Below are 17,337 nucleotides of genomic sequence, written 5' to 3'. Positions count from 1 at the left end.
ACCATGCACGCCCCTTTGTCTACGGTCGGACTTGCCGCGGCCGTTGGCGATCCGGGCCGTACGGCGGTACAAGCGAGCCATGGAAGCCGTGGCCGAGCGTGCCGAAGAAGAACAATCACGCCCATCTCGCGAGAAATCGGGCCCGGCGAGCACGCTCGGCGGGGCAACGGGTGGTTGGTCGTCGCGGATCGTCGCGTACGCCGTCGCAGCCGTGATGTTTTTCGGGACGCTGGCCAAGAGCGGCATCTGGGACCCGTACGAGCTCGATGCAGCCGAGTACTCGCGTCGTATTGCCATCCACGTGTTCGGCGCGAAAAACCTCGAGCTGCCCGATGCAATGAACGCAATGCCGACGCTCGGCGATCTGCGCATGGGCGAGCTTCCGTTCACGTCGATGGCGCTTGGTTTCAAGCTCTTCGGCTTGCGCGACTGGACGGGTAGGCTGCCGCTCGCGATCTGGGCCTTCCTGGGCGTCGTCGTTCTGCACGAGCTCCTTTCGCGTTTGTCGGGACGCAAGACAGCGCTTTACGGAGCGGTGGCTCTCGCGACGATGCCGCTCTACTTCATGCAAGCTCGCACGATGCTCGGCGACATCGTGACGATGTCAGCGCTCACGATGGCCTTTTCGGGCCTCGTGGGCATGCTGCTCGATCGCGCTCACCCGCGCGTGGGCGACACTCCGGCCGCAGAGACGCGAACGCTCTTGGTCAAACTCGTATGGTTTGTCGTGGCGGCAGTTGGTCTCGTCAGCGGATACATGTCGCGGGGACTTTTGATCGGCGTTGCCATTCCGACCGTCACGGCTGGTTTGACGTGGCTCGCGCTTTGCCAAGGATCTCCGCGATCGCGCCTGGAAAATGCGCTTGGAGCGCTCTCGCTCGTGGGGGGCCTCGTTGCGACATATTTTGCAGTCAAACTTTATTTGGGAGCCTCTGCAACGGCACCGATACCGCGATCGCTCGGCGTGATGCCGATTGCGAAAGCTGGCGTGGAAGTCACGTTCGACCGAACGATTCGACACTTGGGGCACGCGATTTTCCCCTGGAGTGCGTTTGTCCCGTTCGCCGTGGGCCGGCTTTTTCGTGCGCCGGAGGGCCTTGATGACGAACGAATGCGGCGTGAAACGGGCCTGCGCGTCGCGCTGCTCGTGGGCGTGGCGGTTGCCTTCGCCGCGTACGCGTTTGCCGCGCCGCTCACGGCGTTCGTTCCGTTCAGTGCCGTCGCGCTTCTTGCCGCGATTGCTGCGGTCGCCGTTGCGGATTTCGATCGCGGCGCGCCGCCCTCTCGCAGCATCGCCTTGGCGACGGTCCTGCTCGCCGTCGTGCTCTACCGCGACATGACCCTCGAGCCGAGCCGCGTGTTTAGCGTGTTCGAGGTGGACAAACCTTCGTTTCCGAAGAGCTTCGAGGAGACTGCGAAGACGCTCATGCGCCTTTCGATGGTGGGGTTTGCCGGACTCGTTGGGATCGCGTGGTTCGAGTCGAAAGAGGAGCGCGCTCCATCGTCGTTACGGCGCTGGTACGACGATCTCGTCAAAAATTCGCGCGAGGCCGTCGACACGCTGGCCACGATTTGGAACGGCAACCTCCTGTTCGCCATGACCGTCTTGGAAGCGGCGCTCGTGGGACTTGGCGCGATGCTTTTCGTAGGCACGCGCCTTGGTTGGGGCTCCACACAGAGGCTGTCCAAGAACTTCATCGAAGTTGGGCTCAACTTGTGGTGGGCCGTTCCGCTGCTCGCGGTGCTGGGGGTTTTCGCGCTGATTGTCGTGCGCGATGTGTTTCGGTGGTTCATCGAGCGGACGCGTTTGCCACGAGGCGCGGGCGTGTTGCTCGGTGCGGTCGTCGTCGGAGCGGTGCTTTCGTTTGGCTACTTCCCGGCACTTGCGGCGCAGGTTTCACCGAAGGAAGTGCTCGATGCTTACGGTCGCTTGCAGCGGACGGGTGAACCGCTCGGACTGCTCGGCGTACGTGCTCGCTCCATCGCGTACTACCAGCGCGGAGGCGAAGTGCTTTCGTTCGCGGACGCGAAGCAGGCCTTCGAATGGATGATGGCGAGCGATGCTCGGCGCTGGCTCATCGTGAAGGCGGACGATCTTCCGAAGCTCAACTCGATGCACCGCGCCGCGAAGGGAAAGAACCTTCCGGTGCTCGATGCGCGGTCGAGTCAAATTCTTCTCGTATCGAACGATCTCGGCGGCATGCCGAACGAAAATCCTCTGCGCGGGACGGTCCTCGATGATGCGCCGACGCCTGCGAACAAGACCGACGTGATGTTCGAGGATCAGCTCGAGATGTTGGGGTGGGAAGTGCGTGACTCGGCGGGTGCGGTCGTGGATTCGGTGGTGCCGCAGCGCAAGTACCACATGCGCTTTTATTACCGCGTTGCGAAACTCGTTCCGGGCAACTGGAAGGCGTTCCTGCACATCGATGGCTTTCAGCGTCGGTACAACGGCGATCACACCGCGTTCGAAGGCAAGTACGCATCGAATCTTTGGCAGCCAAACGATGTGCTCGTGGACGACTACGTCTTCGAGCTCGAGCCGAACTTCACACCAGGCGACTACACGGTCTTCACCGGCTTTTTCTCGGGAGATACGCGGTTTCGCGTAGCGCGTGGGAATCACCACGACAACCGGGTCGTTGCTGGTGCACTGCGTGTGCGCTGATCAAGCTGGCGCGGACGGTTTCCGGATTTGCCCTACTCCGTCCAGATCGGTGATTTCAGTCGAGTATCCGAGCCCTTGGCGCGCGCGTGGAAAGCGGCTACGCGAAGAAAGTCATGGGAAATCGAGACGGCGATGATCGGAAGCGTGACGCAGCAAAAAATGCGTTCGATCTCGACTCGTCCGATCTGAACAGTCGACTCGAACGACGGTCGTCCACGAGGTTCGATGTGACCTGGTCGGTGGATTGCGAAACCGAAGAAACGTTTCTTTACGCGGCTATCACGAACATTTCCGAACTTGGGATCTTCGTGCGTACGACGGAACCACTCGGCACGGGCACGCAACTCACGTTGCGGTTTGTCCCACCCGATGCATCGGAACCGTTTGTCCTCATAGGAACCGTGCAGTGGGTGAACATGGTGCGTCCGATGCACGACAACCCGAATCCGGGCATGGGGATCAAGTTCGTCAACTTGACGCTCGACGATCGCGAGAGGTTGGTCGCGACAATCCGCACCATCGCGTACTTGCGCGAAAGCGTCGCGTGCCCTTCGGGGGTGAACTAATCCTCAAAGGCCCGCGGGCAGCGGGAATCGGCGCACGAAGACGCCGGGATGATTCATGCTCTTGTCCGTCCAGCCAAACGCGACGAACCCTCCGCCGCCGATGGCGACTGCGGGACCAAAGCGTTCGCCGAACGTGCCTTCGGGGTCGGGCGTGGACACGACGAACGCGTCGTTTTGTCCCGTGACGCTGTTGTAGCCGAACCCCGACGTTCCTCCGATGAATCGAGCCGAGATCTTGCCAGGCACGTCTTCCCAGGCGACGGCGAAAAACCCGAGGCCCGCGGCGACGACGGGCCGTTGCTGGAGGTTTTCCGTGACGGTGTTCGCGAGGCCTTGTTCGTCGCTCCCTGCGACACGTGCGCGATTCGCGTCGTAGCGTTGGAAGTGGATGTCGTCGCCGTTGGCCGAGTGCCAAGCGATGAGTGATCGGCCGTCTTCGAGCATCGCGATGTCGGGTTGGTCCTGGACACCCATGGTGTCGTCGTTGACGAGCGTCGCTGCACCAACGGTTCCAGTTGGTGAAACCGTGACCATGAAAACGCCGTCACCATCGCCCGGCCCGGAGCCCTCGTAGACGACGACCCAGCCGTCTTTGTTGCCGGCGACGCGCGGAAACTTCGCGCTCGTGGCGATCGAAAGCTCGTCGGCATCCAGGCCCCCGCTCTTGCGCCAAATGCGGCCAAACGTCGACGTACCGCGATGCCAAACGATGAGCGCTGCGTCGTTCGGACCGCCTGCGACATGCGGACGGAGCTCGCCATCGCCAACTTGCGTCGTGACCTTGACGGGAGGCGCATCGGCACATCCCCACTCGTTTTGAACGTTCACGTAGACGTCGTAGTTGTTCGCCCCGTTCTGATCGGTTGCGTACGCGATGAGCACGCGATCGGGGCCCACTGGCGCCACCGAAGGAGCCCGTTGCGTGAGCGCGGGGGCAGGGCCACCGACGTTGCCGCAAAGCGCGGGCAACTTGATTTGCTGCGACAGCGGGAAGGGTTCGTCGATCTTGTACAGATCGCCCCGCAAAAAGCGCATGTGAATGTCGCCGCCGCCCACTTCGGCCGTGTTCGTGTACGCCGTACGCAGTGCGTTTTTCGTCGAGTCGGCGCCCGGGCAAAATGCCATCGCAAGCTCGATCTTCGTGCCTGGGGCACCGTTTGTCAGGGCCGGAGGTACCGAATTGTCGACCGATAGGAGGATCTCCTCGGCCGTGCAATCGCACCGACAAACCGGGTCCGCGACGATGCCGGCGCATTTGCCTCCTTCGTCGTTCAAACAGTTGCCGGCAGGCCCGAAATCACACTGCTCGCCCGTTTGCAGCATGCCGTCGTTGCAACATGCAGGCGGGTTGTATCGCTGCACCTTGATGGCAACTTCGAGCGGGTCTTGATCGATCTTCGCGACCGTGCAGCCTTCCGCAAGAATTCCTGCGGCGCCCTTCGCGACCACCGAAAAAATTTTCTCGGAACCGTCCTGATCGAGCTCGATTTCTTTGCACCAAGCAGCACCGCCGCTGCATCCGCTCTTCTGTAGCTCGAACGTCTGAACGCCTTCGCCAGTAGGTGCGTTGTTCACGTGTCCCGCGCTCGTGCATTCGGCACCGCTCGAGTTGAACACGCTGAGCGTCACGCTCGTGGCTTGGTCGAGCAAACCGAGCGGAGCTTTCATGACGAGTCCAACTTGCACGGGAGCATTGGTGCAAGCACCGATGGCGATGGCAGCGGGAAGCGCGGGGACGAGAGCAAGCAAGAGGCGACGTCGACGCATGAAGCGAGTCTAATACAGCTCGACTGCGCGTAGTGGATGCGCGAACAGACAGCGAAGCTGCTCGGTCAGGAGTCAGTAGCCGTATGCGGAATTGAGGTCGGCGTTGCGTTTCGGAGAAGCCGGAACGCTGCGCGTGGGGCCTCCGCCGGGGGCCGATGCTTTGCTTTTCGCGGTCGCACCAACGGGTGGATCGGCAGGTTTTGCTGCGGGAGCGGGGGCTGCGGCGGCACGGCTCGCGACGGCACCTCCCGCAACGCCGCCTCCCGGAGCTGCTGCAGCAGCACCAGTGCTCGTGCCCGTCTCCGTCTCTCGTAAGGCGTCTTCAGCGCGCTGTCTGTAACCTTCGGACGACTTGAGCGACGACAAGAGCTCGCGCGCTTTCTCGTTGTTACCAAGGCTCTTTTGGCATTGCGCGGCTTCCCACGCTGCATCGGCCGCGGCGGACGTTCCGGAAAAACGCGTGCCGATGTCTTCGTACAAAGGCACGGCTGCTCCGCAGCCCGATTGATCACGCGTGGAACGCGCTTGCGACAGCGCCTTTGCAGCTTCGCCATCGCTCGACTGAGCCTGTTTTTCCTGACCATCTTTGCCGCGTTTGTCGGAATCGACCTCGGCCGCTTCTGCTGCTGCCGCAGGAGGTGCCGGAGCCGCGGCGATCGCTTGCGGCGTCGGTGCTTCGGGTTCGTCCGGCGTGGGTACGCCGCGTTCGGTCACGCTGACGGGCGATGTGCCGACGGTCCCGGGTTTGGCGCGCAAAAGCAAAAGACTCGAACCGATGACCAGGAAAAACAGCGCGGCCATGGCGAGCTGCGGACGCATCGCGTGGCTACCCGCCCACGCGAGCACGCGGAGGACTTGGCGGTGCCATGGGGTTTTACGTTGCGCAGCGAGCGCCGCGGCCATGATCCGAGATTCCAAGTCCGGGCTCGGTTCATCGAGGGGTAAACTCGCACCTTCGCGCGTGCTGCGTAGTCCGTTCCAGGCCTCGGAGCATCGAACGCAGGAGTCTACATGTCGGCGGAGCGCGGCCGCGGTGAGCTCATCGAGCTCCCCATACAGCGCGTCCATCACGACCTGGTCGAACTTCTCGCAATCCATGAGCCACCTTGCCCAGCGTTACCGCAGGGCTCGAGCATAATCCTCGTATTCGGCGAGCGCTTGTTGCAAGCGCTCGAGGGCGTACCGCATTCTGCTCTTGGTCGTATTTTCCGGGACTCCGACAATCTCGGCGATCTCCTTGAACGGCACGTTCGCCACTTCCCGCAGCAAGAAAACTTCACGTTGCTCGGGCGGCAATTCCTCGACGGCGCGTGTGATTCGTTGCCCGAGCTCGGCGCCGATCGCGACGCGATCGACCGCGGATGCAAAATGCGCATCGGCAATGCGCTCGCCAAGGGTCGGGCCGTCTTCGCCGCTGTTCGTGTTCGCCGCTTGATCGAGCGACGGGTGCCTACGCAGAGCAGCTTTTCGCAGATGGTCGATGCAGACGTTTCGAGCGATGGTGTAAGCCCACGTGGAGAAACGAGCCTCGTGTTTGAAGTCGGCCGCATTTTGTACGACCTTGACGAACACGTCCTGCACGAGATCCTCGGCCACTTCACGCGAACGCACCGTGCGCAAGATGAAGTTGTAAACGGAGGTCTTGTGCCGGCGCACGAGTCCAGCGAAGGCGGATTGATCTCCACCCTGAAACCGCATCATCAAGACTTCGTCACTCACCTCCTCGCGCGAAATGGTCGGCATCGATCACCTCCCGAATCCTCGATCGACCATCGAGAGGCCGAGCGGGGTGGGAAGGTGAAGGTGCTTGTGGCGACACATATGACGCGCGAGGGAGCTCGAAGTTCTGACGCTGGCTAGTCGTCCCTGCACGACGCAACCTTAGCGGATCGCGGCGCCGAGCACGCCTCCAAATCTTGGCCCGGCTTCGATCGGACACGGAAATCCGCGGTTGCACGCATCCAGATCCGAAACGTAGACTAGGACAATCCAGAAGGGCATCCATTGGGTGCCCGCCATCGGGCGAATTGCTTTCACCACGGGACCGTCCTTACATGCGACTTGCACGGAACACATTTGCTGCGATCGTCGCGGCATCGTGGTTTGTCGTTGCCCACGCCGAAGCGCAAGCTCCGCCGGCGCCAGGGCCTGCGACTTCGCCCCCTCCAGCACCCGCGGCGACCGCGCCAGCACCCGCGCCGGGACAGCCCGCACCTGCTGCCGGACAACCCGCGACAGTGCCAGGACAAACTCCTCAGGTTCCCGGACAACCGGGCGTAGCGCCGGGACAAACTGCGCCGGGTCAAGCGCCCGCCATGGATGGCCCGACCTACTCCATTCGATTGCGCGACCTCGAACAACGCATCGATGACCTCAAAGAGCAGATTCGCCGCAGCCATACGCGTTTGTCGCTCCTCAGCGACACAATCCTCGCCGGCGGCGGTGGTGGCGGTTCGCGCGCCATCATCAAGTTCAACAACGACATCTCCACGGCCTGGCGCGTCTCGAAACTGCTCATCGTGCTCGATGGAACCGTGCAGTACAGCAAGACCGATCAGCAGGGCGTCATCGCGGATGCAGGCGAAATACCCGTGTTCACTGGGACGATTCCCCCGGGCGCTCACACGGTTCAAGTGCTCGTCAACCTGACCGGCACGGGCTTCGGAGTCTTTTCGTATTTGAAGGGATACAAGTACGAAATCCGGTCGGATTACTCGTTCACGTCACTCGAAGGGAAAACGACGAACATACAAGTCGTTTCGTTTGAAAAGGGTGGAGCAACGGCGCGCTTCGAAGAGCGGCCGGCTGTTCGGTATTCCGAAAAAGTCACGCAAGGACTCGGGGACCTGCCCGCGGCGGCCGCGCCGGGGGCAGCTCGGTGATGGGCGCGTGAGGGGACGCATGATTCGTCGCCGATCTTCTCCACTTCGTTCGGCGATGTGCAGCCTGATGCTCTTCGTCGGCGTGGCGATCACTGCCGAACCGACGTTTGCCGCCGACAAGGATCAAGCTCTCACGAGCGCTACGCAGCAGATCCGAACGGCCGTGAACGACATGAACGGCATCGACGAAACCATCAAGCGATCACGCATCGGGCAGCGCACCGCGTCGCAGATGGTCGGTGACGCCGTGCTGCTCATGGCATCGCGCGATTGGGATCGCGCGGCCGTGGTGCTGAACAAGGTCGTCGAGAAATATCCAGATCATCCAACGGCTTTCCCCGAAGCGATGTCGCTGCTCGGCGAAGCGTACTTCTCGTCGCAACAGCACCTCGCAGCGCGGCGCGTATACCGCAAAATTCTCGATCGCTCGCAAGAACCGCGCTTTGGCCAGTACCAAGTTCCCGCGATCGAAAGGCTCGTCGACATCGCCATGCGCACGCGTGACGACCGAGGGCTCGATGAAGTGTTTGTCGCGATGAACCGCTTGCCGCCTGCTGCCGTCACGAGCGGCATCATGTACGCGCGTGGCAAGGCGTTCATGCTCAAGAAGGATTGGGCTTCTGCGAGACAAGCGCTGATGATGGTCGATCCGCAGAGCAAGTACCTGCATCAGGCCGGCTATCTGTTGGGTCTCGTGGCGATGAAGGAAGCGACGCCGAAGCCCGCGCCTATAGCTGCCGGCGCATCACCCGCGCGAGTGCCCAGGCAAAGGTACGTCCCGGCCATCGATCAGTTTTACCGCGTCACGAAGTTGCCGATCGATTCAGCCGAGCATGCGCACGTGATCGATTTGGCCTGGCTCGCGATTGGCCGGCTATTTCACGAAACCGAAGATCTTTTGCAGGCCGTCGACGCGTACAATCACATCGACCGTTCGTCGCCGGAGTTTGGCACGGCGCTTTACGAGCTTGGTTGGGTGTACGTTCGTCTGGGCGACATGGAACGAGCTCAGCGGGCGCTCGAAATCCTCGCAGTGGCCGATCCGAAGAGCAAAGACATTGCCGACGGATTGCTCTTGCGCGCGGATCTCATGCTACGTGCAGGGCAATTCGAAAAAGCGCTTCGCGTGTACGAAGGCGTGCGCGCCGAATATGATCCCGTCACCACCAATATCGATAACTTCCTCCGATCGACGAGTGATCCGTCGGTCTATTTCGACAAATTGAGTCGTGGGGAAACGGGGGCTTTCGACAGTTCTGCTTCGGCGCTTCCCACATCGGTTGTGCAATGGGCGCGTGAAGAAGATGATGGGGATTCTGCGGCGGCCGTTGTCGAAGCGTTGGGCGAATGTCGTAAGCTCATCAAACAATCGAATGAAATGATCCGCAAGCTCAGCGTGGTCATGTCGTCTTCCAATCGCGTACGGGCATTTCCGGATTTGAAGGCAGGCGAAGAACGCGCGCTGGGACTCGTGAATCGGATTGCAGTGGCGCGTTTGTCGATTGGTCAGGGGCTCGATGTGGTCGAAGAGTCGGCGCTATCGGGTGAAATCGGGCAGGTGCGCGCCAGGCGGCGATCGCTCGAGAAACGATTGCGAATGCTCCCCGTCAACGACGCCGATTTTTTGGATCGCGAAGCGCAGGCGATGAAGCAATGGAACATGCCGTCGCAAGCCGTTCAGCGAATGTCGCTCGAGCTCGACGTCATGGAGACGCAAATCAAGGCGCTTCGGCGAGTGCTCCGCGATTCGTCGAAAGGAACCGTGCGAGATCCCGCGGTCGTGCAGCGTTTCGAGCTCGAATTGCAGCAACACGAAAAAGACATCGAATATTATCGCAATCAAATCCAGGTCGTCGACCGCGTCGTCGGAGCAGGGCGAATGCAGGTGGGCTTCGGCGACCAACGGTTTGTCGAAGATGCCCAAGTGCGGATTGCTTATCGCGATGCGATCATTCGCGAAGTGCAGCTCGCCATGGGCGGGGCAGGAGGCGCGGCGCTTGCCGATTATGCCCGGCGAGCGGCGCCGATTTTGCGCGAGGCCGAGGATGGCGATACGCGGGTTCTTTCGGCGCTCACGGCACTCGAGCAGGAGGTTGCTCGGCGCACGGACGAAGTTCGCGTGATTATGGAGCGCGAAACGGTGGCGATGGTGGGCTACGAAGTCGAGCTCGAAAAACTCGATAGGGAATCGCGGGCGGTCGTGGGAGAAGTCGCGCGTAGAAATTTTGGAATCGTGCGTGATCGATTGCGAAATATCGTTTTGCGTGCCGACGTTGGAATCACGGAGCAAGCTTGGGAGGTGCGCGAAGAGCAATTGACGCGTGTTCGGAGCTTGCGCGTGGAGCGTTCGCGGGAAGAAAAATTGCTCAAAGAAGAGCTCGACGAAGTGCTCGAGGACAGTGCCACGCCGGAGGAAAAACCGAAGTGAGCAAGGAGCGCCTTCGAAGGAGTCAATCGCATCGAGTGGCTGCGTCGGTGTTGGGGCTGCTCGTGGTGACGTGTGTCGCTTCGGGCGCCGCGTCGCAAACGCAGCCTGCACCGCCGCCTTCGTCGTCGGCGACGCCTGTCAATCCGTATCTTGCGCCGCCGCCTTCTGCGTCCGCTGCGCCTCCAGCGGTTACTGCTGTTCCGCCGCCCATTGCATCTGCGGCTGTTCCGCCTCCCGTGGCATCGTCTGCGCCGCCGATACCGCTGCCCGTTCCGTCATATACCGTTCGTCGCAAAGTGCATGCGCCTCCGCCGCCGCCTCCGACGCCGGCGCAAGTGGCAGCACTCGCCGAGCTCGAAAAAGAGGCCGAGGCATTTCGGCAATACGCGACCGATTATCGCGGCGCAATGACGCGCATCATTCAGAATCATTATGAAGAGCGCCGCCGGCGCGTCATCGATGCGCTCGATCGTGAAATCAACATCGAGCTGATGGGATTGAAAGATGCCCGTGCCGAGGCCATTCGGCGGCTCGAACAATTCGTTGCGCGATATTCAGGGGCGGCGGCGCATCCGGAGAGCACACCGACGGCGATGTTTCGTCTTGCCGCGCTGTATGAAGAACGCGCGCGTGACGACGGTGATCTTTCGGAGGATCTGGCCGTTACGCTATTGCCGGCGATTGCGCTGTACAAGCGGATCATTCGCGAGTTCCCTCAATACAAGGAACTTTCCGGCGTTTATTATTATCTCGGCCATGCCTTGAACGATTCGGGGCGTTTTCCCGAGGCGCAGCAGGTATTTCGGTCGATGGTTTGTCATAACCTATATCCGTATCCCGTCGAGCCGGATCCCCAAAATCCTGCCAAAGATACGATTGGAAAACTTCCGCAGGACCACGATCGTCAGTATTGGAATGCGTGGGAAGGCCGCCATCCCGAGCCGATTGCGCAGATGAAGGCACGGCTCGGTGCGAATTTCGATCCCGAAGAAACGGTGTTCGTCAATCCGTATCCGGATTCTTGTCAGCCACTCCAAAAGAGTCCCGTCTTGGCTCGAGGTGCCGAGCCGAGGTACCTTGCCGAGGTTTGGTGGATCATCGGCGATTATCATTTCAATGAGCTCGACCAGGGAGCCGGGCCTTATACGTTCAATCGGGCCGAATCCGCGTACAAGCGCTCGCTTCAATTCAAGAATCCGCCGGTGTATGGCGTCGCGATGTACAAGCTCGCGTGGACCTTCTTCAAGCAGCAGCGCTACGAAACCAGCGTGCGTCAATTCGTCGAATTGTTGAAGTATGCCGACGAGCAAGAGAAAAAGACAGGCGATACGGGCGCGGATTTTCGTTCCGAGGCGTATACGTACGTCGCCGGTGCGCTCACGTATCTCGATTTTACGGGCCCCGGCGCAGACGAACCGTTCATTCCGCGCAGCGACGTTCTGGACCTCGAAAAGGACGTGCGCATTGCCGAACAAAAGATGCGGATTGCGATCGATCGGGTGCAGAATCCGTCGCTGATTCCGCAGGATCGCAAGTGGACGGTAGAAATTTACAAAGCGCTCGTCGCCGAATTCAAGGAGCTCAATCAGTATCGCAACTTGATCGAAGTGAGCGAGATGATTTTGAAGCGCTGGCCGATGGACCGGGACGCACCGGTTTTGCAATCGCAGATCGCCGATATTTACGATATGCTGGCGAGTCGTGCGCGCGAGGGTACGGCCGAAAAAGCGGAGAATGCAAAAAGGGCGCTCGATGCGCGAACGAAGCTCGCGGCCTACGTGGGAAATACGCCGTGGGTCGCGGCGAACCGTGACGACCCTGAAGCCATTCAGGCGGCCGAAAAGCTCGTGCGTGGAGGGCTTCGTCGCGCAGCGGCCGATCACACGAATGGCGGCAGCGCGCTCGTGAACTTGGCGCGGGAAACAGGCGACGAAAAGGAGCGGGCGAAGCATTACGAGCGGGCGCTTTCGGAATATCGAATGGCTGCGACGGGATGGCTCGGCGTGCTCGGGGAAGACGACAATGCGCCCGATGCCTACGAAAGTCGTTATTGGCTTGCCGACGCCAATCACATGGTGGTCGTCATTCAAGTGGCTTTGGACAAGTCGCCGACGGCGGAAGAGGTCGAAGCGGCGCGGCGTACGGCCGCCGACGTGCGCGATTCGAATGAGGACGACCGGTATTTGCAGCCTGCCGCGTTCATGGTCGTGGATACGGCGCAGCAGCTCTTGATCGACCAGTACAAATTGCACAAGCGCACGGGCGGGCAGCAGGGACTCGAGCAGCGAACCGGGCTGAAGATCGTGACGGAGAATGACCAGCCGAAGGTCAACGAGGAAGAAATACCCAAAGCGGTGCTCGCGGCCATTGCGGCGCGTGATGAATACATTCAACGCGTGCCTCCGACGGCCGACTTGACGACGAAAGATGCGCAAACGGGCGCCGAACAGAAAAACAGCGAGTTTTACGCGTATCAATCGGCCGAGTTTTTCTTCCTTTATGGGCATTTCAAAGAAGCGCAGCGGCGCCTCGAGCCCATTTATGCCGAGCAATGCGGAAAGAGCCCGTTCGGATACCTCGCGTGGGAAAAACTCACGACGATGGCGAACCTGATGAACGACATTCCGCGTTCACGAGCATTGGCCGAAGCTGCGCAAATCAAGAGTTGTGCCATAGGCGAGGAACAGAAGCTCAAAGAAAAGGGCATTTCGCAGCCGACGATTTCGCGCGGGTATTACATCGATGCTGCGGCCAAATTCGAGAAGGCCGAAAAAATGCCCGATGGTCCCGAACGGGTGCAGGCATGGCGCGAAGCTGCGGCGCTTTATCGCGTAGCGCTCGAAAAAGCCCCCGCGCGCGACGAAGCGCCCGAAGCGGCCATCAATGGCGCTTATTGCTACAAGCAGGTCGGGGACTACGATCAAGCCATCGAGATGTACACGTTGTTCATCAAGGAATATGGCAACGAAGTGGGCATGGCAAAGCTCGACAAGGGAGATCCGACGGCCAAACCTCCGGTAGCGCCCCAGCCGAAAAAACTTGCCGAACGTGTCGGGTACTTGAAGCGAGCCTACGATGCATTGAGCGCGTCGTACGTGCTGTTTTTCAATTATCGAGCGGCTGCTGAAACGTACGATACGATATCGCGGAATACTCGGTTCGAGCAAGCTGCCAGGCGCACTGCGGCCAAGAATGCGGTTCTGCTTTATGCGAACGTAGGAGAACGGGACCGCATGGTGGCGTCGCGAGGCAAATTCATGGAGCTCAGCCCGCCTCCCGAGCAAAAAGCGGAAATCGATTGGCTCGTTGCGTCCTCGGATCTCAAGGTGTGGGACGAGCGCGGTATCGACGACGGGGCGAACAAGGCGGCACGGCTCAAGGCGATTACCGCGATGGAGGATTATTTCACGGCAAACAAGAACAATCCCGCCGCATCGCCGTACCTCGTGCAAGCCGCGTATCACGCAGCCAAGCTTTACAAGGCGGGGAGTGATTCCAAAGCCGCGGATTGGTGTCGATCGACGATCAGTGCCTTCGACAAATTCCGCACGTCGTCGTCGCTTTCGGGGCAAAAGCCGCTCGGAAGCGAACAAGCCGACATGGCAGCGGAATGTGCTTATTTGGCCATCGACGATAAGCTCAAGCAAACCTGGGATTACGGCACGAACCATCACCGTTATGCGGGTGTCATCGACAAGGTGATCAAAGAATACACCGACGACCTCAAGAAAGCCGGCGATACGTTCTTCAACGATTTGCAATCGGTCGTGACGTCGTATGAATCGCGCAGGTTGTCGGTCACGGCTTTTGCGCGTCAGGGTACCCTTTACGATTCGTGCCGCACGGGACTCTACAATACGCGACCTCCGGGCTTGAAGCTGTATACCGACCGCGAGGAAAAACTCTTGAAGCTCGCTGAAACGAGCGATCGCGAAGATTTGCAGGAAACGGCGGACGCGATTCGACAACGCCGGCGCGAGCAATGGCGTGCGGCTCGTGAACGGCTCCTCAATGATGCCGATCGGGCGATGATCAAGTTTTACGTACAAGCGGTGGTGTATTCGAGGGCGTGGAACATTCGGACGCCGGAAATCGATCATGCGATTCAGCGGTTGGCATTCTTCACGGACATTCTGGGTGATGTGAAAATGCGTGATTTGAGTCAAGGGGTCGTCGATCCGGTGTCCAAGCAACCGTTCGTATACGAGGACGGATTCTTTTTGCGTACGCGCCCGGGGATGTCGCCGCAGCTCGTACCGGATACGTTGCCCGTGCCGCTACCCGTGGGGAGCCAATGAACGGTCGATATCGATTCGCTCTTGGTGTTTTTGCGATTGCGCTGTTTCAGGGCGTCATCGCAGCGTGTACGGAATCGACCACGCAGCCGAATCCAGCGGTACCTCCGCAGCCCACCGCGCCCTTCGGGGGAACTGGCGTCAATCCATTCATGCAGCAAATGGGTGCGCAGCCGGTGCAAGATCCCAATGCGCCGCCGGGTGCTGCGACAGCGCCGCCTGCACCTCCTCCGCCCGAAGCGCCAATGATGTCGCCGGCGGGAATGATGGCGATGCAGCAGGGCACCGGTGCGTACGTCACGGGGGACCTCGAAGGGGCGAAAAACTTCTATCGGCAGGCAACGCAATCGGATCCGACGTCGGCGCATGCATTTCACGCGCTCGCCGTCGTGGAAGAACGGTTGCGAGACCTCAATGCCGAAGCGAGTTATCAGCGGGCCATTGCGCTTGCTCCGAAGTTCGAGCCTGCGATCATTGCGTATTCGCTGCTGCTCATTCGCCGAAGCAAGTTTGCCGAAGCCGAACGATTGCTCACGGAGAAACGTTCGGCGCTTGGACGGAGTGCGGCGATCACGGCGACGCTCGCGGAAGTCAAGAGCTTGCAAAAGGATACGGGGTCGGCGCAGCGTCTTGCGCAGGAGGCGCTCAAAATCAACCCCGATTATCGTCCCGCCATGGTGATCATTGCGCGGGATCATTATCGCAATAGAAGGCTCGATTTGGCGCTTTATGCGCTGCAGGCCATCCTCGATGGGTTTGGCGATGAGAACCCTGCACGTGACAAGGACAATGCGGAAGCGTTCTTGCTACGCGGGCTCATTTTGCGCGAACAAGGGCAACGGGCTGCGGCGATGGACCAGTTCCGCAAAGTCGTGCAGCGAAGGCCGGACTTCGTCGAAGCTCGCTCGCAGCTCGCCATCATGCTGCTCGAAGCGGGGAATGCGCAAGAAGCCTTGATGCTGCTCGAAGGCGCTGTGAAGTACGACCAGTACAATATCCCGATTCGACTCGGGCTTGGAGATACGTATCGGCTCCTTGGTCGATATGCTGACGCCAAGCGCGAATTCGAATGGGTATTGGCGCGCGAACCCTCATTGCCGCAAGTTCATTACAATTTGGGCCTGCTCTATCTTTTCGCCCCGAGCATACCGGGGATGACGCCCAAGCAGCAGGTGGCCGAAGCCATTCGCGAATTGAAACGTTTCCAGGAAATCCGCCGAAAGAGCGATCGGGACGATAGCGAAGAACTATTGCAGCGCGCCAAGTTGAAAGAGGGCGAGCTTGCGGCTGCTGCAGCGGCGGAAGTCCCCGCGCCATTGCCTGCCGTGCCTGATGGTGGCATGGGCGAAGGCGGAATTCCCATGGGGCCGGGAATGCCCATGGCAGATGGAGGCATTCCGGAGGGTGGCGCGCCTGTGATTATGGTTCCGCCTGGAGCGCCGACGGCATTTCCGCCAGGACAGCCAATGCCTCCACCTGGTGCTCCGCCAGGGTTTCAGCCGGGAATGCCGCCGGGGATGCCGCCGGGGACGCCGCCCAATCCGGCGCCGACCGTGCAGCCGGGGCCGGTGCCGACTGCCCGCCAGGGGCCGCCGGGGCCCGCGCCATCGGCTCAGCCGCCGGCACCGCCGCCAACGGGTGCGCCGCCGCCAGGCCCAGTACCTGCACCGGCACCAACGTCGACCAGTCAAGCGCCGTTTTGATTGGCATGAATTCATGGACGAAAAGCATAAAATCAGATATTGTGATCGAGGGAGGCAAACCATGCGACGAGCAATGATGATGGTGGCCGGCATTTTGGCGCTTTCGATTGCCGAGCGGCCTGCCGCGGCGCAGGAGGAAAAGGACAAGGCACGCGGCGCCATTACGCTGACCGAAGTCACGATTACCGGCCGTATCGAAAAACCAATCGCCGCCGTCGACGTTGCCCGTATCGCACCTCGCCTCACGCTTGCCGAACTGCGGCAGCCATTTCTCGATCGCATCGAACAGGCCATTTTCAAGAGCCCGTTCTGATCTTCGCGTGCCACACCTGCCGATTCACGCCATCTCGATTGTTTTCCTCGTTCTGAGCGTCGTTTTTTCAGCGATTGCGGTGCTCTTGGCACGCGCGCAACTCGTTCGCGTCACAGCGCTTTCGTCAGGACAAACCCATTCGCTCGCCAAAAAAATCGCTCGTTTGCCCGAGGCAGAGCGACTGTCGGAATTGCGTCGAAAGGCGCCTTCTGGCAGCATTGAATGGCGCATTGCGGACGAAGCATTGGGCGTGGATGCTTCCAATCGAGCTGCGGTGGTGGATTCCGTGTTGGCGGAGGTGGCGCTCGAATTGGAAGCGCGAGCGATGTGGCCGCGGGCAGCCGCGCGAATTGCAGGCGCAAGCGGCGTGCTCTTGATGGCGCTCGAGCTTGCACTGCGTCTCGACGTGGTCGTGGCGGTGATTTTGCTGCTTGTGGGGCTTTTTTCGGCGATCGTTTGCTTGACCATCGACAGGCGGGCTTCGGCGATATCGCTCGAGCTGCGGCGAAGCATCGATGCCCTCGTCGACGCGCTCGAGCTTCGAGGTTCTGCCGACGTGGGGCGGCGGCAAACGTCGTCCGTGTCGATACCGCGGCGATCGCGCCGTCGATAACTCGAGCCGTAAAATGATGCCGTGTGCTTTACCCGAAGCGGCGCGTCGTGTACGCTCGTGAAACTTCTTCCATGTCCGAGCGTCCATACGCGCCGGGTTCAA

10 protein-coding genes and 1 pseudogene are annotated in these 17,337 nt (G+C 60.6%); 8 read left to right on the top strand and 3 right to left on the bottom strand.

The window, feature by feature from the left end; translation table 11 throughout:
- Nucleotides 1-214 precede the first annotated feature (214 nt).
- Together IPM54_38205 and IPM54_38200 are read left to right on the top strand one after the other, a co-directional pair.
- Complete coding sequence (locus IPM54_38205) at nucleotides 215-2,668, top strand: glycosyltransferase family 39 protein (GenBank protein ID MBK9265610.1); 2,454 nt, start codon at nucleotides 215-217, stop codon at nucleotides 2,666-2,668.
- Nucleotides 2,669-2,781: 113 nt separating this feature from the next.
- Nucleotides 2,782-3,234: a PilZ domain-containing protein gene (locus IPM54_38200; GenBank protein MBK9265609.1), complete on the top strand. Its 453-nt coding sequence runs from the start codon at nucleotides 2,782-2,784 to the stop codon at nucleotides 3,232-3,234.
- A gap of 3 nt (nucleotides 3,235-3,237) precedes the next feature.
- Here the strand turns inward: IPM54_38200 and IPM54_38195 are convergent, their stop codons facing one another.
- The 3 genes from IPM54_38195 to IPM54_38185 form a co-directional block, all read right to left on the bottom strand.
- Nucleotides 3,238-5,001, bottom strand: coding sequence for a hypothetical protein (locus IPM54_38195; GenBank protein ID MBK9265608.1), 1,764 nt, complete (start codon nucleotides 4,999-5,001; stop codon nucleotides 3,238-3,240).
- Nucleotides 5,002-5,073: 72 nt separating this feature from the next.
- On the bottom strand, nucleotides 5,074-6,099 hold the full coding sequence (locus tag IPM54_38190) for a zf-HC2 domain-containing protein (GenBank protein ID MBK9265607.1): 1,026 nt from the start codon (nucleotides 6,097-6,099) through the stop codon (nucleotides 5,074-5,076).
- An 18-nt stretch (nucleotides 6,100-6,117) separates the two neighbouring features.
- A complete protein-coding gene (locus tag IPM54_38185; protein ID MBK9265606.1) occupies nucleotides 6,118-6,744 on the bottom strand; it encodes an RNA polymerase sigma factor in 627 nt (208 codons plus the stop codon).
- A 311-nt stretch (nucleotides 6,745-7,055) separates the two neighbouring features.
- Between IPM54_38185 and IPM54_38180 the strand changes: the two genes are divergently transcribed.
- The 6 genes and pseudogenes from IPM54_38180 (at nucleotide 7,056) to IPM54_38155 (ending at nucleotide 17,235) form a co-directional block, all read left to right on the top strand.
- Nucleotides 7,056-7,883, top strand: coding sequence for a hypothetical protein (locus tag IPM54_38180; GenBank protein ID MBK9265605.1), 828 nt, complete (start codon nucleotides 7,056-7,058; stop codon nucleotides 7,881-7,883).
- A gap of 55 nt (nucleotides 7,884-7,938) precedes the next feature.
- On the top strand, nucleotides 7,939-10,311 hold the full coding sequence (locus IPM54_38175; GenBank protein MBK9265604.1) for a tetratricopeptide repeat protein: 2,373 nt from the start codon (nucleotides 7,939-7,941) through the stop codon (nucleotides 10,309-10,311).
- On the top strand, nucleotides 10,308-14,609 hold the full coding sequence (locus IPM54_38170) for a hypothetical protein (GenBank protein MBK9265603.1): 4,302 nt from the start codon (nucleotides 10,308-10,310) through the stop codon (nucleotides 14,607-14,609). Before IPM54_38175 ends, IPM54_38170 begins: the two co-directional genes overlap by 4 nt.
- Nucleotides 14,606-15,955, top strand: a pseudogene (locus IPM54_38165) (tetratricopeptide repeat protein). Before IPM54_38170 ends, IPM54_38165 begins: the two are co-directional and overlap by 4 nt.
- 415 nt (nucleotides 15,956-16,370) lie before the next feature.
- Nucleotides 16,371-16,622, top strand: coding sequence for a hypothetical protein (locus IPM54_38160; protein ID MBK9265602.1), 252 nt, complete (start codon nucleotides 16,371-16,373; stop codon nucleotides 16,620-16,622).
- A 7-nt stretch (nucleotides 16,623-16,629) separates the two neighbouring features.
- A complete protein-coding gene (locus tag IPM54_38155; protein MBK9265601.1) occupies nucleotides 16,630-17,235 on the top strand; it encodes a hypothetical protein in 606 nt (201 codons plus the stop codon).
- The last annotated feature ends 102 nt before the right edge of the window (nucleotides 17,236-17,337 follow it).

The sequence above is a fragment of the Polyangiaceae bacterium genome (assembly GCA_016715885.1).
Lineage (GTDB): Bacteria > Myxococcota_A > Polyangia > Polyangiales > Polyangiaceae > Polyangium.
This window is presented reverse-complemented; position numbering and strand designations above follow the sequence as displayed.